This is a genomic window from Streptomyces sp. SID13031 (genome assembly GCF_010548305.1).
Classification (GTDB): Bacteria; Actinomycetota; Actinomycetes; order Propionibacteriales; family Kribbellaceae; genus Kribbella.
In genome coordinates this window covers 109,085-126,891 of record NZ_JAAGLV010000024.1, presented here as the reverse complement: position 1 = coordinate 126,891, position 17,807 = coordinate 109,085, and the positions used below count along the sequence as shown (strand labels likewise).

Annotated in this window: 14 protein-coding genes and 1 pseudogene; 12 read left to right on the top strand and 3 right to left on the bottom strand. The window is 68.3% G+C overall.

The window, feature by feature from the left end:
* The 3 genes and pseudogenes from G3I17_RS35155 to G3I17_RS35145 form a co-directional block, all read left to right on the top strand.
* A pseudogene (locus G3I17_RS35155) lies at positions 1-221 on the top strand (hypothetical protein); the annotation flags it as partial.
* Between the two features lie 308 nt (positions 222-529).
* Positions 530-1,264: a GAF and ANTAR domain-containing protein gene (locus tag G3I17_RS35150; protein WP_343238530.1), complete on the top strand. Its 735-nt coding sequence runs from the start codon at positions 530-532 to the stop codon at positions 1,262-1,264.
* A gap of 48 nt (positions 1,265-1,312) precedes the next feature.
* Positions 1,313-2,059, top strand: coding sequence for a GAF and ANTAR domain-containing protein (locus tag G3I17_RS35145; RefSeq protein WP_164602877.1), 747 nt, complete (start codon positions 1,313-1,315; stop codon positions 2,057-2,059).
* 31 nt (positions 2,060-2,090) lie between these two features.
* On the opposite strand, the gene G3I17_RS35140 is transcribed toward G3I17_RS35145, so the two are convergent.
* Positions 2,091-2,522 (bottom strand): RpiB/LacA/LacB family sugar-phosphate isomerase, encoded by a 432-nt coding sequence (locus G3I17_RS35140; protein WP_164602875.1) that lies wholly within the window; start codon positions 2,520-2,522, stop codon positions 2,091-2,093.
* Between the two features lie 79 nt (positions 2,523-2,601).
* Positions 2,602-2,997 (bottom strand): RidA family protein, encoded by a 396-nt coding sequence (locus tag G3I17_RS35135; protein WP_164602908.1) that lies wholly within the window; start codon positions 2,995-2,997, stop codon positions 2,602-2,604.
* A 127-nt stretch (positions 2,998-3,124) separates the two neighbouring features.
* On the opposite strand from G3I17_RS35135, the gene G3I17_RS35130 reads away from it, so the two are divergent.
* From G3I17_RS35130 to G3I17_RS35105, 6 genes are all read left to right on the top strand, one after another.
* Positions 3,125-4,108, top strand: coding sequence for a WYL domain-containing protein (locus G3I17_RS35130; RefSeq protein WP_164602873.1), 984 nt, complete (start codon positions 3,125-3,127; stop codon positions 4,106-4,108).
* Between the two features lie 147 nt (positions 4,109-4,255).
* On the top strand, positions 4,256-7,120 hold the full coding sequence (locus G3I17_RS35125) for a LuxR family transcriptional regulator (protein ID WP_164602871.1): 2,865 nt from the start codon (positions 4,256-4,258) through the stop codon (positions 7,118-7,120).
* A gap of 164 nt (positions 7,121-7,284) precedes the next feature.
* On the top strand, positions 7,285-10,092 hold the full coding sequence (locus tag G3I17_RS35120; protein WP_164602869.1) for a LuxR family transcriptional regulator: 2,808 nt from the start codon (positions 7,285-7,287) through the stop codon (positions 10,090-10,092).
* A 147-nt stretch (positions 10,093-10,239) separates the two neighbouring features.
* The gene (locus G3I17_RS35115) at positions 10,240-11,454 is read left to right on the top strand and encodes an epoxide hydrolase (protein WP_164602867.1); all 1,215 of its coding nucleotides are present in this window, start codon (positions 10,240-10,242) and stop codon (positions 11,452-11,454) included.
* The gene (locus G3I17_RS35110) at positions 11,447-12,769 is read left to right on the top strand and encodes an epoxide hydrolase (RefSeq protein ID WP_164602865.1); all 1,323 of its coding nucleotides are present in this window, start codon (positions 11,447-11,449) and stop codon (positions 12,767-12,769) included. Before G3I17_RS35115 ends, G3I17_RS35110 begins: the two co-directional genes overlap by 8 nt.
* Positions 12,770-12,805: 36 nt before the next feature.
* Entirely contained in the window at positions 12,806-13,816 is a 1,011-nt protein-coding gene (locus G3I17_RS35105) for a redoxin domain-containing protein (protein WP_164602863.1), read from the top strand.
* Here G3I17_RS35105 and G3I17_RS35100 read toward each other — a convergent pair.
* Positions 13,813-15,213 carry a BTAD domain-containing putative transcriptional regulator gene (locus G3I17_RS35100; RefSeq protein ID WP_164602860.1) on the bottom strand — a complete coding sequence of 467 codons (1,401 nt, stop codon included), beginning with the start codon at positions 15,211-15,213 and terminating at the stop codon, positions 13,813-13,815. The two genes, G3I17_RS35105 and G3I17_RS35100, sit on opposite strands and share 4 nt — an antisense overlap.
* Before the next feature lie 212 nt (positions 15,214-15,425).
* Here G3I17_RS35100 and G3I17_RS35095 point away from each other — a divergent pair, with 212 nt between their 5' ends.
* The 3 genes from G3I17_RS35095 to G3I17_RS35085 all read left to right on the top strand — a co-directional run bounded on the left by G3I17_RS35095 (position 15,426) and on the right by G3I17_RS35085 (position 17,762).
* Positions 15,426-15,629 carry a hypothetical protein gene (locus G3I17_RS35095; protein ID WP_164602858.1) on the top strand — a complete coding sequence of 68 codons (204 nt, stop codon included), beginning with the start codon at positions 15,426-15,428 and terminating at the stop codon, positions 15,627-15,629.
* 232 nt (positions 15,630-15,861) lie between these two features.
* Positions 15,862-17,118 carry a sensor domain-containing protein gene (locus G3I17_RS35090; protein WP_164602856.1) on the top strand — a complete coding sequence of 419 codons (1,257 nt, stop codon included), beginning with the start codon at positions 15,862-15,864 and terminating at the stop codon, positions 17,116-17,118.
* On the top strand, positions 17,109-17,762 hold the full coding sequence (locus G3I17_RS35085; protein WP_164602854.1) for a response regulator transcription factor: 654 nt from the start codon (positions 17,109-17,111) through the stop codon (positions 17,760-17,762). Before G3I17_RS35090 ends, G3I17_RS35085 begins: the two co-directional genes overlap by 10 nt.
* Positions 17,763-17,807 lie beyond the last annotated feature (45 nt).

Genomic DNA, 17,807 nt, shown 5'->3' with positions numbered 1-17,807 from the left:
TCGGCGTCGCAATGCGTATCGCCGCGGCCGCGGGAGTCGTTCTGTACTTGATGATGTGGAGCGCCGCGCTACCGCCGACGACCAACCCGGTGATCGACGACCACATCATCGGCGCCATCACCCTGGTAGCCCTGGCCCTCCTCGCCGCCGGCCGGACCTGGGGCCTGGCCGACCGCTGGAACGGCCTCGCCATCGTCAACCGCTACCCCTGGCTCCGCTGACAGCCGCCGCCCGCGTGATCGGGACCAGGCCGCTCATCTCCGTCGACATCGACGGTTGATGAGCGGCCTGGATCACGTTCGCCGGAGCCGGATCAGGGGTAGAGGGGACGTGTCGTGGCCGGGATCGTGTCTTCCGTGCATAGCGGCGGGGTACCGTCGTCAAACAACACCATCGCTGCCCCAGCCCCCGGCGGCGCTCCGAGGAGTGCCTAACAACGGGGTCGTCATGCCCAGAACGCTCATCGCCCAGCAGCGCCGGTCCCGGCGGTCAGCGCCGGCCGGCGATCTGGCGGGGCGGGTGTGAGGTAGTGGCGTCGCTACGTGTTCGGCAGATCCTCCTGGAGGTGCTGGCCGTGGACCGGTCAGATCCTCCCAATCTCGAAGGTGACACGGTCTGGACCAGGTTGTGTGCTTCGGCGGCAGGGGCGGTGCCGGTCAGCGGGGCGGGAGTAGCGTTGATGACACCAGCGGGCCACGGTGGAACGCTCGCGGCCACCGATGGACCGGCGATGGTGATGGAGAACCTGCAGCAGACCCTCGGTGAAGGCCCTTGCCTGACTGCGTATCGGGATCGGCGACCGGTGCTGGAGCACGATCTCGCCCGGGCCGGAGCGCGCTGGCCCGCCTTCGCGCCCGCTGCCACCGAATCCGGAATCGCGGCGATCTTCGCGTTCCCGCTCCAGATCGGCGCCATCCGGCTCGGTGTCCTCGACCTGTACCGCGACACTCCTGGCCCGCTGGACAATCTTCAACTGGGCGAGGCACTCGACTACGCGGCCGCCGCGACGACGATCCTGCTGGATCTGCAGCACAAGGCGCCGCCCGGCGGGTTGCATCCTCAACTCGCCGAAGCAGCCGACAGCCACCGGGCGATCCATCAGGCCACCGGCATCGTCACGGTCCAGGCATCGGTGGGCATCAACGAGGCGCTGCTGATGCTGCGCGCCCGCGCCTATGCCGAGGAACGCCCGCTGCTAGAGCTCGCCCAATACGTGGTCGCCCGACGGGTGACCTTCCATCCCGAGGACGATCATCATGAATAGGACCTGTATGTGGACGCGGCAGCTTCTGGTCCGGGAAGGCGGCATCAAATGAGCAGGGAGCAGCGCCTCGCGCAGGTGTTCGTCGAACTCGCGGACACTCTTGTCGACGACTTCGACGTCATCGACCTCCTCCACACGCTGTGCGAGTGCAGTGTGGAACTGCTGCAGGCTGACGCCGCCGGGCTGATCCTGGCCGACCAGCGCAGCGTGCTGCATGTGATGGCCTCCACCACCGAGGAGGCCGCACTCCTGGAGCTGTTCGTCCTGCAGAACGACGAAGGTCCCTGCCTGGACTGTTACTCCACCGGTGAGCAGATGGTGAACATCGACCTGTCCGAAGTCGAGGAACGCTGGCCGAGGTTCCGCGCAGCGACCATTGCCGCGGGCTACCGCTCCACCCACGCGATCCCGCTCCGGCTCCGTGGTGACGTGATCGGGGTGCTGAACCTCTTCTGCGTTGACCGCGTGACCCTCAGCCGCGCCGACGTCGACCTCGGTCAAGCACTGTGTGACATCGCCACCGTCGGGCTACTGCAGGAACGCACCGTGCGACGGGGCGAGCTGCTGGCCGAGCAACTTCAGTCCGCGCTGAACAGCCGCATCATGCTCGAGCAAGCCAAAGGCGTCTTCTCCGAACGCACCGGCATCAGCGTCGACGAAGCCTTCACGCTGATGCGGGCCCACGCCCGGCGCCACCATCAACAGCTCAGCGCCGTCGCCGCCCAGATCATTGACGGAACTCTCCCCGCCGCCGCGCTCCGAACACCCGCCGATCCCACTAACACCAACGCCTAGTACAGAACCGGGCAAGCCGGTAGCGAGCGCCTTAGCGGCTGACGCGTGCGATGTTCTGGCGGTCTGCTTCGTCCTTGCTCGGTTCGGCGGCGAACCAGGCGTCGAGAATCTCGTTGAGTAGTGGTTCGGAGGTCAGGCGGAGGCTGAGGGCCAGTGCGTTGGCGTCGTTCCAGCGACGGGCACCCTCGGCCGTGTATGCGTCTGTGCACAGGGCCGCGCGGACTCCCGGCACCTTGTTCGCTGCGATGGAGGCGCCAGTGCCGGTCCAGCAGCACACGACCGCCTGGTCGGCGTTCCCCGCGGCGAGGTCGCGGGCCGCTGCCTCGGTGCAGACTGCCCATTGGGGATCGTCGCCGGGGGCCAGTGCGCCATACGTGGTGACTTCATGGCCACGGCTGCGTAGCTCCGTGACGAGTGAGCGCGCCACGGGCAGGTCCATGTCCGAGGAAACGGAAATCCGCATGCCCGCGAGCCTAGCTTGCTGGTCCAGGCCCGCTACTCGTGCCGGTTCGGCCGGTACGAGTAGCGGGCCGATGTGGGGGTCAGGCGACGGCTGTTCCTTCGAGTTCGACCAGTGGGTCGGGGATGGCCAGTCGGGTTACGCCGAGCATGGTGGTGGTCGGGGCTACCCCGGCGGCGCCCAATCTCGACGCCAGCAGGCCGTAATGGCCGAAGAGCTGATCGACGTCGGTGGTGTAGACGCTGAGCCGGACGAGGTTCGCGAGGGACATGCCGGCCTCACCGAGAACGGCCTCCAGGTTGTCGAGACTCAGCGCCAGCTGCGCTGCCATGTCACCGGCGTGCTGAGGTTTGCCGTCGCCGCTCATCGCGGTCTGCCCGGAGCAGTACAAGGTCCGGGTCTGCCCGGAGACCACTTCACCCTGGTTGTATCCCAGCCCTTCCGACCACGTCCACGGGTTGATCGCCGTTCGCTCGATCGCCACATCAGCTCCATTTCGCTTCACCGACGTCGGCCTCGGTGACCACTGTCTTCTTGACGTCGTGTTGATGAGCCTCCCAGCGATACACGACACCCTCTGTCGTGTATCGCGGTAAAGTTTCGGTATGCGCGCCGACCGGTTGGTATCGCTGGTGCTGCTGCTGCGCCAGCACGGTCGGTTGTCCGCGGGCAGGCTGGCCCGCGAGCTGGAGGTCTCCACCCGGACCGTGCTGCGCGACATCGAGGCGCTGTCCGCAGCAGGCGTCCCGGTCTACGCCGAGCGCGGCCGGCACGGCGGGTTTGCCTTGCTGCCCGGTTTCCAGACCGAGCTCACCGGACTGAATCACGACGAGGCGCTCGCCCTGCTGGTCGCCGGATCACGGCGCGGCGCGCAGGCGTTCGGCCTCGGCTCGGCGCTCGCTTCGGCCATGCGCAAGGTGGTCGACGCGCTTCCTGAAAGCTATCGGGCCACCGCGACCGGCGCGGCCCAGCGCTTGCTGATCGACCCGGAGACCGATCTCCTCTCGCGCCGGCTGGTCGTTGAGGAGGTGCCGGACGCCGTGGTGGCTCAGGTCCGTCGCGCGGTGTTCGCCGGACACCGGCTGCGCATCCGCTACGCGGCGGTGAACCAGACCCCGGAGTGGCGCACGGTGGACCCGATCGGTTTGGTCACGGTACGAGACCAGGGTTACCTGCTGGCCACGAAATCTGGCGCGGATCGCACGTACCGGCTGTCCCGGGTGTTGGCCGCCGAGGTACTCGCCGAGCCCGCACAGCGACCAGACCTGGTCGATCTGGATCGGGCCTGGCAGGAACGCAGCACGCAATTCCGGGCCGGCTCCGACCAGGTCACCGTGCTGGTACGGGTGAACCCGGCCCGGCGGGAGGACCTGGTGGGCACCGCACTGGCTGTTCTCGCCGAAGAAGCCGAGGAAATCGAGGCGGGCGGCTGGCTGCGGCTGGAGCTGACTTTCCAAGATCCGAGACACGCCGAATGGGCACTGTGGCAGCTCTCCACGAACGCGGAAGCCCTGGGCCCGCAGTGGTTGCGCACCTCTCTGCGCGACCGCGCCGCCGCGGTCACCGCCTACTACGGAATGCCGTCCTGAGAGCCGTCACACCCCGTCGCCGACTGGCGCGAATTACGTCATCGACAGCGTCAGGTGACGGACGCGGAGTACGTGCTGCCTGAAGAGCATGGACGTATGCCTTCCGCGCGTAGTGCCTGAAGGCCCTTCGAGAGGTCAGTGATGGCAATGCCTGATCACGACGAAACGACGGCGTTCCTGGGGCGAGTGGCGGTCCTCGGCTCCGTGCCTTCCGCGAGGCCGTCCACCTCGCCTGCAGTCTTCTGGGCTGCCCTGCGGGGACGGCAGAACGAATGCAAGACCCTGGCCGGTCTGGTGGCTGCAGTGCAGGCCAACCGGAGCCAGGTCCTGGTACTCCGCGGTGAGGCGGGCATCGGAAAGACCGCCCTGCTCGACTTTCTCGTCGAGGGCGCGGGCCGATGCCAGCTCGGCCGGGCGGCGGGTGTCGAGTCCGAACTCGAACTCCCGTATGCCGGACTGCACCAGCTCTGCGGCCCGTACCTCGACCGGCTCGACAGCCTCCCGCTGCCGCAACGAGACGCACTCAGAACCGTGTTCGGGCTGCAGGGCGGCGGCGCACCGGACCGCTTCCTCGTCGGGCTGGCGGCGCTGACGCTGCTCGCCGGTGTCGCCGAGGAGCAGCCGTTGATCTGCGTCATCGACGACGCGCAGTGGCTGGACCAGGCGTCTGCGCAGGCGTTGGAGTTCGTGGCTCGCCGGCTCGATGCAGAGCCGCTGGGACTGGTCTTCGCAGTACGAGAGACCGATCAGGAGCCCAAGCTGGCCGGCCTTCCCGAGCTTCAGTTGCGTGGGCTGGGGACCGAGGACGCGGCCGCGCTGCTCGAGTCGGCGGTCCCCGGCACACTCGACCCCCGGGTACGAGATCGCATCCTCGCCGAATCCAACGGCAACCCGCTGGCTCTGCTCGAGCTCCCTCGGGTGCTCACCGCGGCCGAGTTGGCGTTCGGTACGGCGGCGGCGCGAAGTACAGGCCCGTTGATCAACCGGCTCGAGCAAGGCTTCATCCGGCAGTTGGCGAGCCTGCCACCGCAGACACGACTGCTGTTGCTGGTCGCGGCCGCGGAACCCGTCGGCGACATCCCGCTGCTGTGGCGGGCCGCTGAGGAGCTGGGGATCGAGGCCGACGTGGCGGCGACGGCTGAGGAAGCCGGTCTGATCGAGTTCCATGACCGGGTCCGTTTCCGGCATCCGCTGGTTCGGTCGGCCATGTACCAGTCCGCGACGCCGGCGGAACGGCGGCAAGTGCACCGGGCGTTGGCTGATGCCACAGACGCCGAAGCCAGTCCTGACCGCCACGCCTGGCACCGCGCGAGTGCGGCGCTGGGTCCGGACGAAGCAGTTGCGGCGGAACTCGAAAGCTCAGCCGATCGGGCGGTGTCGCTGGGCGGTCTTGCCGCGGCGGCTGCCTTCCACGAGACCGCCGCGTCGTTGACGCCTGACCCCATACGGCGGGCGCAACGCTCGCTCGCCGCTGCCCAGGCCAAGGCGGGCGCCGGGGCATTCGAAGACGCCTACAAACTCTTGGCCTTCGCCCAGTCGGGCCCATTGGCCGAGGCTGAACTCGCGCGGGTGGATCTCCTGCGGGCGCAGATCTCGTACAACTCGATCCATGGCAACCAGGCTCTGCCGCTGATGCTGGCGGCCGCTCGCAGATTCGAATCGCTGGACGGTGCGGTCGCGCGCGGAACCTACCTTGATGCGTTGTCCGCGGCTCTGTTCGCCGGACGACTGGCACCTGGGCCGGGCCCCGGTATGCGGCAAGTGGCTCAGGCAGCTCGTACCGCGCCCAGAGCTGAGGCACCGAGCAAGGCCGATCTGCTGCTCGAGGGGATGGCCATCCTGTACACCGATGGCTACGTTGCATCGGCAGGCCCGCTACACCGGGCGATCCAGGCGTTCGGCAGTGAGGACCTGACCGTCGAGGAGGCGTTCAGGAGCGCCTGGGTGGCGGCGGTCGCGGCCGTCGACCTGTGGGATGACGTGCACTGGGACGTGCTGAGCCGGCGGCATCTGGAGGTGGTCCGCAAAGCAGGAGCTTTGAGCTTGCTTCCACTCGCGCTGGCCAGTCGCGCGATCTTCGACATCCACAGCGGCAACCTGGCCGCTGCCGGATCTTTGGTTGCCGAGAGCAACTGGATAGCGGAGGTGACGGGTGGTGAGAACGTGCTGACCCCGATCCCCGCGTCGTGGCTCGCGGCCATGCGAGGGCACGAGTCGCAGGCCGGGCAGCTGATCCAGGCGACTATCAACGACGCGACCGCCAGCGGACAAGGAGTCGGGCTCACCATGATGAACGCGGCCCGTGCCCTCCTCTGCAACGGTCTCGGCCGGTACGACGACGCCTTGGTCGCCGCACAGGAGGCGGCCACCGAACCGCTGGAGCTGGGCCCGACCAAATGGGCACTCGCCGAGTTGGTCGAGGCTGGAGTGCGTAGTGGCAAGGCCGACGTTGCCGCCGGCGCGTTCGACCTGCTGTCGGAAATGACCCGTGCAAGCGGCACCGACTACGCGCTCGGAGTCGCTGCGGCCAGGGGTGCACTGCTGCGCGACGGCGACTCCGCCGAGGAGCTCTACCGGGAGGCGATCGACAGGCTCGGCCGTACCAGGATCCAGGTCGAATTGGCGCGAGCGCGGCTGCTCTACGGCGAATGGTTGCGTCGCCGAAATCGCCGTGCCGATGCGCGATGCGAGCTGCGGACAGCGCATGAGTCGTTCAGCGCGATGGGTGTCGAGGCGTTCGCCGAGCGCGCACGTCGTGAGCTGGCCGCGACCGGTGAGACGGTCCGCCGGCGGACGGTCGAGACCCAGCAGGACCTGACCGATCAAGAAGGTCATATCGCGCGGCTGGCCGCCGAGGGCCTCAGCAACCCGGAGATCGCAGCGGCTCTCTACCTGAGCCGGCGCACGGTCGAGTGGCACCTCCGCAAGGTCTTCAGCAAGCTCGGAGTCACCACCCGCCGACAGCTGAGAAGGCATCCGTCCGTCGACCAACTGGGTATGCCGGCCGGGTGACCGATGACCGGTGAGTCATCGCCAGACCACTGGAAGTCATCCGGTCTAGCGCAGTAGCCTGGGCCGACGCCGCGACCCAGGGAGCGGCCTTCGACGTGGCACCCGGCCATCTGTCCGGTCTTGGATGGCTGAGGTCCGCGCGGTCACCGGGGAGGTCATCGGCGATGGAAGGTTCTGCCGGATTCGCTTCAGCTCGTGGTCTGCTCGGCCGGAACCGGGAGTGTGGGTTCCTGGACGGCGTGATCTCGGCCATCCGCGGCGGCGAGAGCCGCTCGCTGGTACTGCGGGGCGAGGCGGGGATCGGGAAGACAGCGCTGTTGCAGTACCTGTCCGCGTCCGCGTCCGACCTGGCCATCGTGCAGGCAGCGGGAGTGGAATCGGAGATGGAGCTGGCCTACGCCAGCCTCCATCAGCTGTGCGCGCCGCTACTCGACAGGCTGGACACGATCCCCACCCCACAGCGGGATGCGCTGCGGATCGTGTTCGGCCTGAGCGCTGGACCTCCACCGGATCGCTTCCTGGTGGGCCTGGCCGTTCTCAGTCTGCTGTCCGCAGCCTCGGAGCAGCGTCCGCTGCTGTGCGTCGTCGATGACGCGCAATGGCTGGACCAGGCGTCGGCGCAGACTCTCGCCTTCGTGGCCCGGCGTTTGCTGGCGGAGCAAGTGGGGCTCGTGTTCGCTGCACGCGACCCGGGTGCACACCTGCAGCCCATCCCGGCGCTGGAGGTGACCGGCCTGCCGAGCGACGACGCTCGCGCACTGCTGAGGTCGGCTGTGCCATTCAGGCTCGACGAGCAGGTCCGGGACCGGATCGTCGCCGAGACCCGGGGGAATCCGCTGGCCTTGCTCGAGCTGCCGCGAGGACTGACGGCGACGCAGCTGGCGGGCGGCTTCGGCCTGTTGGCGGCCCAGGCCGAGCCGCAGACCGAGCTCCAGATCGAGCCTCGGGCACTGACCGGACGGATCGAGGAGAGCTTCGTTCGCCGACTCGAGGCGCTCGCGGAAGACTCCCGCCGGCTGCTGCTGGTCGCGGCGGCCGAGCCGATCGGCGACTCGCTGCTGCTGTGGCGCGCGGCCGGGCGTATCGGTCTCGGGCCGGCCGCCGCGGGAGGCGAAGAAATGCAGGGGCTGCTGGCCATCGGCGAGCAGGTCACCTTCCGGCATCCGCTGGTGCGCTCGGCTGTGTACGGATCAGCGGCGCCGGAGGAGCGCCGAGCCGTCCACCTCGCGTTGGCGGAGGTGACAGATCGGGAGACCGACCCGGATCGTCGCGCGTGGCACCTGGCTGCTGCGGCGGCAGGCCCCGATGAGGAGGTCGCGCAGGAGCTCGAGCGTTCGGCCGGACGAGCGCAGGCCCGCGGTGGGCTTGCCGCCAGCGCGGCTTTCCTTCGCCGTGCGCTCGCCCTGACCGCAGAGAAGGACCGGCGGGCCGACAGAGCGCTCGCCGCTGCCGAGGCTACCTTCCAGGCCGGGGACTTCGACGCGGCTCTCGGGCTGTTGGCCAGCGCGGAGACCGCGGACCTCGACGAGTTCCAGAGCGCTCGTGGCGACCTGCTCCGCGGCCATGTCGCCTTCGCCTCAGGTCTTGGCAGCGCAGCGCCACCGCTGCTGCTGAAGGCCGCGCGGCGGCTCGAGCCGTTCGACCTGGACCTTGCCCGCGAGACCTACCTGATGGCATGGGGCTCGACCGGGATGGCCGGAGAAGTCTCCGGAGTGGAGACGCGCCTGGAGGTCTGTCGCGCGGTCCAGGCACTTCCCGCGTCACCGGGTGAACCCCGTCCTCTCGAGGTGTTGCTCGACGGCCTTGCCCGGGTGACCACGGGCGGGCACGCCGCGGCGGCCACGACCTTGCGGCAGGCCGCCGAAGTACTCACCCGGATACCGGTCGGCGACGTGCTGCGCTGGGGCTGGATGGCAACGACCGCGAGCACCATGGTGTTCGACTTCGACTGCCTCCACGCGATCTCGATCCGGCAGGTCGAGCTCGTCCGTGAATCGGGCGCCTTGGCGCAGTTGCCGCTCTATCTGTCCCAGCTCGGCATCGCACTCCCGTTGATGGGCGACTTCGCGGGCACGGCCTCGCTCATCTCGGAGCTCGACAGCGTCGCCGCGGCGATCGGCAGCCCCATCGCGCCGTACACCCTACTGAGGCTGCGAGCGTTGCAGGGAAGAGAAGACGACACCTCGCCGCTGATCGCCGGCGCGATCGAGCTGGCCGCGGTGAGTGGGCAGGGGATGGCGACGGTCTCGGCGAACTGGGCCGCCGCCGTGCTGTTCAACGGACTGGCTCGCTACGACGAGGCAGTCACTGCCGCCCGGCAGGCCGCCTCGGAGATCATGAACCCGATCACGTTCATGTGGGTGCTCCCCGAACTCGTCGAAGCCGCGGCGCGCGCCGGTGACCCCGAGCTCGCTCAGGAGACCCTCGACCGGCTGGCGAAGACGACGCAACCCTGCGGAACCGATGCCGCGCTCGGGATCGAGGCGCGCGCCCGGGCGATACTGAGCGACGGGTCGACCGCTGCCGCGCTGTATCGCGAGGCGATCGAGCGATTGGGCCGCACCCCGCTGCGCCCGGATCTCGCCCGCGCCCACCTGCTCTACGGTGAATGGCTGTGCCAGCAGAACCACCAGGCTCAGGGACGCGAGCAGCTCCGCACGGCGTACGAAATGCTGGCCGGGATGGGGATGGAGGCGTTCGCCGAACGCGCCCGGACCGAGCTCCAGGCGATCGGTGAGAAGGTACGCAAGCGGACGGTCGAAGCCCAGGACGAGCTGACCGCACAAGAGCGGCAGATCGCGGAGCTGGCCCGCGACGGGCTGTCCAACCCGGAGATCGGGGCCCGGCTCTTCGTGAGCCCGCGAACGGTCGAGTGGCATCTGGGCAACGTCTTCGGCAAGCTCGGGATCCGGTCCCGCCGGCAGCTGACGGCCACCCTCGCCCGGCCCGATCGCCCGGCCCCGCCGGCCTGAAAACGCGCGGCCGGTACCCCGGGGGTCAGCCCCCGGGGTACCGAAACCCCGGGGGCTGACCCAGGTAGTCGCACTGGGGCGAAGGTACCGATAGAAGACCAGGCTTCGAGTCATCACCCACCCTCACAGCACCACAGAGGAGTAGAGATGGCTATCACGGTTGAAACGCCAGGCGACACCCTGCTTCGCCCGTTCAGGGTCGAGGTACCGGAGGCGGACCTCGAAGACCTGAAGGCCCGTATCCTCGCCACCCGATGGCCTGAGAAGGAGACCGTCGACGACCTGTCCCAGGGCACCCCGCTGGCGACGGTCAAGGCGCTCGCGCAGTACTGGGCCACGGAGTACGACTGGCGCCGGTGCGAGGCGACGATCAACTCGTTCCCGCAGTTCATCACCGAGATCGACGGACTGGACATCCACTTCCTGCACGTCCGTTCGCCGCACGCGGACGCCCTGCCGGTGCTGGTCTGCCATGGCTGGCCGGGATCGATCGTCGAGCAGCTGAAGATCATCGAACCACTGACGAACCCGACCGCACACGGTGGTCAGGCATCCGACGCGTTCCATGTCGTCGTTCCCTCGATGCCGGGCTACGGCTACTCCGGCAAACCGGCCGCGACGGGGTGGGATCCGCAGCACATCGCACGGGCCTGGGCAGAGCTGATGAAGCGCCTGGGGTACGACCGCTACGTCGCCACCGGCGGTGACTGGGGCGGGCAGATCGTCGACCTGATGGGTGCGCAGGCACCAACGGGGCTGGCCGGTATCCACACCAACTTCCCGGGTGCCGTCCGGGACGACGTCTCCGCTGCGGTCTTCTCGGGCAGCCCGCCGCCGGCCGGTCTCGACGACCAGGAATCCCGCCTCTACGAGAAGCTGCGGGAGTTCTGGGCGACGGATGTGTTCTACGCACTCGAGATGGCGACCCACCCACAGTCGCTGTACGGAATCGCGGACTCGCCCATCGGCCTGGCCGGCTGGCTCCTCGACCACGACGCGACCAGTCTGGCACTGATCACCCGGGTCTTCGCCGGACAGGCCGAGGGACTGACCCGGGACGACGTGCTCGACAACCTCACCCACTACTGGCTGACGAACACGGGGATCTCGTCCGGACGCCTCTACTGGGAGAACAAGTTGTCGTTCTTCGGCCCGAAGGGCGTCTCCGTCCCGGTGGCGGTGAGTATCTTCCCGGGCGAGCTCTACCAGGCACCGAAGAGCTGGGCGGAAGAGGCCTACCCGAACCTCATCCACTACAACACGCTCGACAAGGGCGGCCACTTCGCGGCCTGGGAGCAGCCGGCGCTGTACGTCGACGAGCTCCGGGTGGGCTTGCGGTCGCTGAGGTCTCATCATGTCTGAAATTGCTCGCTCGCCCTCACGCCGAGGGTTTCTGTCCCTATCGGCGGCAGCGGCCGCCGCCGTCACCGTCGGCACCTCCGACGCATTCGCCGGCCAGTCCGGCGCCGCCGCGTCGAGCACGGACGCCGGCCACTCGACGGACCCACGAATCCGTCGCTTCCACATCCATGAGCCACAGCAGAAGCTGCTCGAGCTCCGGCGGCGCATCCTGGCCACCCAGTGGCCTGAGAAGGAGACCGTTCCAGACCAGTCCCAGGGCGTTCAGCTGGCGACGATGAAGGCGCTGGCGCGTTACTGGGCAACGAAGTACGACTGGCGCAAATGTGAAGCGCGGATCAACTCGCATCCGCACTTCATCACCGAGATCGACGGACTGGACATCCACTTCCTGCACGTCCGGTCCAAGCACGAGGGAGCGCTGCCGCTCCTGGTCACCCATGGCTGGCCCGGATCGATCGTCGAGCAACTGAAGATCATCGAACCGCTGACCAACCCCACGGCGCACGGCGGGAAGGCCTCGGACGCCTTCCACCTGGTCATTCCGTCGATGCCCGGCTACGGCTACTCCGGCAAGCCGGCCACCAGCGGCTGGGACCTGAACCGGATCGCCCGCGCCTGGACCGAGCTGATGAAACGCCTCGGCTACCACAAGTACGTCGCGCAGGGCGGCGACTGGGGCGCGATCCTGACCGAGGTGCTGGCTGTCCAGGCACCGGCCGGCCTGCTGGGAATCCACACCAACCTGCCTGGTGTGGTCCCGCCTGCGATCGATGCGGCGATCCAGGCCGGCAATCCGCTGCCGCCCAACCTCTCGGCGGAGGAGAAGCGCGCTTGTGAACAGCTCGACTTCGTCTACAAACACATCGCCTACGCCCGCATCATGGGCGACCGCCCACAGACGCTGACCGGGCTGGTCGACTCACCCATCGCACTGGCCGCGTTCCTGCTCGACCACGACAAGGCGAGCCTGGAGATGATCTCCCGGACCTTCGCCGGACAGCCCGGCTTCGGCCTGTCCCGCGACGACGTCCTCGACAACATCACGCACTTCTGGCTCACGAACACCGGGATCTCCTCGTCGCGCCTCTTCTGGGAGAACAAGACCCCGTTCTTCGCGGTCAAGGGCATCAAGCTCCCGGTCGCCGTGAGCGTCTTCCCCGACGAGATCTACCAGGCTCCGCGGAGCTGGGCCGAGAAGGCCTACGTCAAGCTCCTGCACTACAACAAGCTCCCGGTCGGCGGCCACTTCGCTGCCTGGGAACAGCCACAGCTGTTCTCGCAGGAGCTTCGCGCAAGCTTCCGGTCGCTGCGCTAGCTGACGTCGATCCATCCCCGCCAGAAGGGCAGCCTCATGACAGCTCAGTCACGCGAGCCCGCGGACCTGCCGCGGGTTCCGATCCGGCTCACCGTCCAAGGCGAACTGGCTTCGTTCGCCGGTGCGACCGATTGGCTCAACTCGCCGCCGCTGACCACGGCCGGCCTGCGTGGAAAGGTGGTCCTGGTCAACTTCTGGACCTACACCTGCATCAACTGGCTGCGTCAGCTGCCCTATCTGCGGGCCTGGTCCGCGAAGTACTCCGAGCACGGGCTGGTGGTGATCGGTGTGCACACACCCGAGTTCGGGTTCGAGTCCGACCTCGGCAACGTGGCGCGGGCCGTCCGGGAGCTGGAGATCGGGTATCCGGTCGCGATCGACAGCGACTACGCGGTGTGGTCCGCCTTCGGCAATCAGTACTGGCCGGCCCTGTACTTCGCGGACGCCGACGGGCTGCTCAGGCAGCGCCACTTCGGTGAAGGCAAGTACGAACTGTCGGAGCGGGTCATCCAGTACCTGCTTGCCGAGGCGGGCTCAACCGACGCGCCTGGTCCACTCGCGACGGTCGATGCAGAGGGTGCCGAGGCACCTGCCGACTGGGCCAGCCTGGAATCGCAGGAGACCTACCTCGGGTACGCCCGTACGCGGGGCCACGCGTCGCTAGTACCGGAGAAGCCCCATCTTTACAGCGCTCCTGAAGACCTGGGCGCCAATCAATGGGCTTTGGCGGGGGACTGGACGGTCTCGGCACAGGCCAGTACGTCGAACGCGGCGAACGGGCGGATCGTCTACCGCTTCCATGCCCGCGATCTCCATCTGGTGATGGGCCCCGCAGTACCGGGTACCGCCGTGCGGTTCCGGGTGCTGATCGACGGGCAGCAACCTGCCGCGGCTCACGGGGTCGATGTCGACGACCAGGGCTACGGCACGGTGATCGATCAACGGTTGTACCAACTCGTTCGTCAACCCGGCCCGATCGCGGACCGCACCTTCGAGATCACCTTCCTCGATCCCGCGGTCGAGGCCTACGCGATGACCTTCGGCTAGCAGAGGCCCTGACCCAGCCCGTTGTTGCGGACTCGGGTGGCTTCTTTTATGAGGGTGGTCAGGGCTGGGCGGACGGGGCCGGGGAGCCAGGCCAAGGCCACGGTGATGGGTGCCATGTCCAGTACGTCTATGTAGGAGATGTCGGGGCGGGGGTACAGCTCCCGGCAGGCCTCAGGGACGACGGTGATGTGCGGGCCGATGGCTACGGCGGAGAAGAGTTCTTCGAGGTTTGTCACCTCGTCGTCGGTGTAGACGACGCGGGTGCCGTCCGGGCGTGGGTCGACGGCCCAGAAGTCCCGGTACTCCTGGTGGACGCTGGGGGACAGGCTCACCACCATGTGATCTGCCATGTCGGCCAGGTAGAGATGGTCGCGGGAGGCCAGCGCATGGGTGTTGCTGCAAGCAACGACGCGGGTGCCGGTGGCGAGCGGCTCCACCGGTACGCCCGCAGGTACCGGCAGGTAGGCGACGATGACGTCGACCTGTCCTTGGGGCAGCGCCGTCACCTGCTCGACGAAATCGAGGTGGCGGACCTTGATGGTGATCTCCGGGTGACGGGCCCGCATCTCGGCGAGCAAGGCACGAACGGCGGGTAAGGCGATCATGGCTTCGTGGCTGCCGATCACCAGCTCCCCGGATTTCGGCGGGTCGTGAAACGGAAGCCTTGCCGACCGCGGCTCCCGGACCAGCTCCGCATGAGCCTCGACCAGCTCCGCGCTGGGCCCCACCCCGAGCTCCTCGGACAGCCTGCGCCGTACTTCGTCGTACCGCCGCAACGCCTCGGCACGTCGGCCAGACGCAAGCAAGATGGTCAGCAGTCGAGCATGGACTCTCTCGTCGTACGGCAGCTCAGAGGCCAGCTGCTCCAGCTGATCCAGGGCGAACTCGGGCTTGCCGGCTTGCAAGGCGGCATCGGCGAGTTCGAGCGCCAGGCTGATCCGCGACTCCTCCCACCGGCGTACCAGCGGGTCGGTGCGGATCCATTCGGGGCCGTCGGCAAAGAGCGGTCCGCGCCACAGGCTGAGCGCGTGGTGCAGCGCCTGGGCGCGCTCATCAGGATCGGCTGACCGCGGAGCCAGCGCCAGTTGCTGGTACTCCCTGAAGTCGTCCTCAGCGCCTGGAACCTCGAGGCGGTAACCATGTCCGTCCCAGACGACCGTTGCGGGGGGCCCACACTGCTCCTTGAGCCAGTCCCTGAGCCGCGTCACCGTCGTCTGCAACGCGCCAGGCGAGCAGCCGCCCGGACCCCAGGCGAGCTCGGCCACGCGAGCAGCACTCAGCGTCCCGCCGGGATACATCAGCAAAGCGCCCAGTACGTTGCGAACAGCCGGCCGCGTTGCAGCCACCGCGGCGTCGCCCACCTGGACTCGCAGCGGGCCCAGAATGCCAAGACTCACGCGCGACTGAACCAAGACGTCCCCATATCCCTGTACCCGAGGCACGCAGCCGAAGTTCCCGCCGACCAGGCGGAGCGTACTGGAGCCTACCTGCGGAACGGGGCGCACTGTGGAGGGACCAGCCGCCGCCCCGGGGAGGAGCGGCGGCTGGTCCGGCTGGCGTCGTCCGCGTGCGGGCTTGGCCCAGTCCGGGTTCTCAGTTGCAGAGGGCGGTGTCGAGAGCCTTCGAAGTCCGGCGCATCCACCGTGGTCAGCATCTCCTCGAGCTGCGCCGGCTCGAGCAGCTTGCCGCCGATGAGGGCGCTGAAGAAGCGATTGAGGTCGGCGGGCGAACCGATCATCTGGCCCTCGGACCAGCCGAGCGACGGATCCTGTTCGGTGACGCGGTCTCCTTGCCGTCCGGGCTGGTCTTGTAATAGCCGCGCGGATGCGGGCCGACGATCCGCTCATCGCCAACGGCCGGCCAGTAGATGAGGTGATGACATGACTGCTCCTTCAGCGACGTTGTGGATGGCATCAACGCTAGGGATGGCACCGCCGGCGAACCATCCAGCTGTCGGGCCGAACGAGGTACCGCAGGCTGTACTTTTTGGGTCGTCGGCTGACTGATCGATCCCGGGTGCCCTACGGTCGTCAGCAGGAGGTGGCATGAGCATCGAGAAGTCCGGCAAGGGTCCGCGCAGGGGTTTCCTGCTGTCCAGGCTCGGACTCGGGGTCGATGCGCTCGAACACCTGGTAGGAGGTTTGGGCACCGCGCTCCTGGCCCTGGCCGCCGTGGTGTGGGTGATGATCGTCGCCCTGAGCTGCCTGATCGGTATCGGCTTCCTGCTGATCCCGTCCGCCCTCCAGGTCACGCGCGCGATCGCGGACCGGGAACGGGCGCGGCTGACCCGCTGGGGACCGGAGGTCGTCGGTGCCGAACCGTTGCCCGATGGCCGTTGGGAAGCCGTCCGGAACCCCTCGGTACGACGTGAGCTGGGCTGGCTGTTGCTACATGCAACCTTTGGCTTCCTGATCGGCCTGCTCGGTCTCACCTTGCCGCTGTACGCCGTGCAGAGCCTGACCTTCCCACTGTGGTACGGGCTCCTGCCGCCGGGCACGAACGGGCCAGGGCTGGCGGCCTGGCGGATCGATGGCCTCGCCGACGCGCTCGTCGTCGGTCTTACGGGCATCGCGTGGTTCGTGATCGCTGTGGCCGTCAATCCCGTACTAGCCCGCGTGCAGGCGTGGACCGGCCGCCGTCTGCTGTCCCCGTCCGCCGAGGTCGACCTATCGCTCCGGGTTTCGCAGCTGACCTCGACGCGGGCCGCGGCTCTCGATGCGCACGCCGTCGAGCTTCGGCGGATCGAGCGTTCTCTGCATGACGGAGCACAGAACCGCCTGGTCGCCGTGACCGTCTTCGTCGGGGCGGCGCGTCGTGCGCTCACGCGGGATCCCGCCACCGCGGAGGTAGCGCTGGCGCACGCGCAGGACGCCGCCGAGCAGGCGCTGGCCGAGCTGCGCATGGTTGCCCGAGGCATCCTTCCGCCGGTACTCGAGGATCGCGGGCTCGCCGGTGCGCTGACCAGTCTCGTCAGCAGTTGCGGTGTCCCATGCGACCTGGACATCGACGTCTCCACCCGGTGCGCCGCCTCGGTGGAGGCCACGGCGTACTTCGTGGTTGCCGAGGCGCTGACCAATATCACCAGACACAGCGGCGCGACCGGCGCCGCCGTAGTACTCCGTCAGGAGAGCAACAAGTTGCAGCTGCGCATCGAGGACGACGGCCGGGGTGGAGCCGATCCGGAGATGGGATCGGGGCTGACCGGGATCCGCCGCCGGGTCGAGGCCTTCGACGGCCGCCTGACCCTCACCAGCCCGGCCGGCGGGCCGACGATCATCGAGGTGGAGCTGCCATGCGGATAGTGATCGCCGAGGACGACGCGCTGTTGCGGGAGGGGCTGGCCTTGTTGCTGCGGGCCGAGTCCCTCGACGTGGTGGCGACGACGGACTCTGTGGAGCCGTTCCTCGCAGCCATCGACGAGCACCGCCCGGACGTCGCCATCGTCGATGTCCGGATGCCGCCGACCCACACCGACGAGGGGATCCGCGCTGCCGTCGAGGCGCGCCGCCGCCAACCTGGATTGGCTGTCCTCGTGCTGTCCGCGTACGTCGAGCAGGCATTCGCAACCGACCTGCTGGCCGATGGGGCGAGCCGACTCGGGTACCTGCTGAAGGAGCGCGTCGGACGGGTCGACGAGTTCCTGACCGCGCTGCAGCGGGTGGCGGACGGTGGTACGGCGATCGACCCCGAGGTCGTCGGCCAACTGCTCGCCCGCCGACGACCGGACAGCACGCTGGAGCGATTGAGCCCCCGCGAACGCGACGTGCTCGCGCTGATGGCAGAGGGGCTTGGCAACACGGTCATCGCCGAGCGGATGTTCGTCACCGAAGGCGCTGTCCACAAGCACATCCGCAGCATTTTCGCCAAGCTCGAGCTCGCCCCCGACGACCGCGCCGATCGCCGAGTGACCGCAGTACTGAGGTATCTGGACGGCACTCCGCGCTAGCCGGCTTGGTGCTTGTCGCGCTTCTCGCTGAGGCTAGACCTCATT

Excerpts from the sequence above, each read along its gene's own strand:
- G3I17_RS35085 (WP_164602854.1), top strand. The coding sequence starts at position 17,109 with ATGCGGATAGTGATCGCCGAGGACGACGCGCTGTTGCGGGAGGGGCTG.
- G3I17_RS35140 (WP_164602875.1), bottom strand. The coding sequence starts at position 2,522 with ATGCGGATTTCCGTTTCCTCGGACATGGACCTGCCCGTGGCGCGCTCA.
- G3I17_RS35145 (WP_164602877.1), top strand. The coding sequence starts at position 1,313 with ATGAGCAGGGAGCAGCGCCTCGCGCAGGTGTTCGTCGAACTCGCGGAC.
- G3I17_RS35130 (WP_164602873.1), top strand. The coding sequence starts at position 3,125 with ATGCGCGCCGACCGGTTGGTATCGCTGGTGCTGCTGCTGCGCCAGCAC.
- G3I17_RS35110 (WP_164602865.1), top strand. The coding sequence starts at position 11,447 with ATGTCTGAAATTGCTCGCTCGCCCTCACGCCGAGGGTTTCTGTCCCTA.
- G3I17_RS35120 (WP_164602869.1), top strand. The coding sequence starts at position 7,285 with ATGGAAGGTTCTGCCGGATTCGCTTCAGCTCGTGGTCTGCTCGGCCGG.
- G3I17_RS35115 (WP_164602867.1), top strand. The coding sequence starts at position 10,240 with ATGGCTATCACGGTTGAAACGCCAGGCGACACCCTGCTTCGCCCGTTC.
- G3I17_RS35105 (WP_164602863.1), top strand. The coding sequence starts at position 12,806 with ATGACAGCTCAGTCACGCGAGCCCGCGGACCTGCCGCGGGTTCCGATC.
- G3I17_RS35090 (WP_164602856.1), top strand. The coding sequence starts at position 15,862 with ATGAGCATCGAGAAGTCCGGCAAGGGTCCGCGCAGGGGTTTCCTGCTG.
- G3I17_RS35125 (WP_164602871.1), top strand. The coding sequence starts at position 4,256 with ATGCCTGATCACGACGAAACGACGGCGTTCCTGGGGCGAGTGGCGGTC.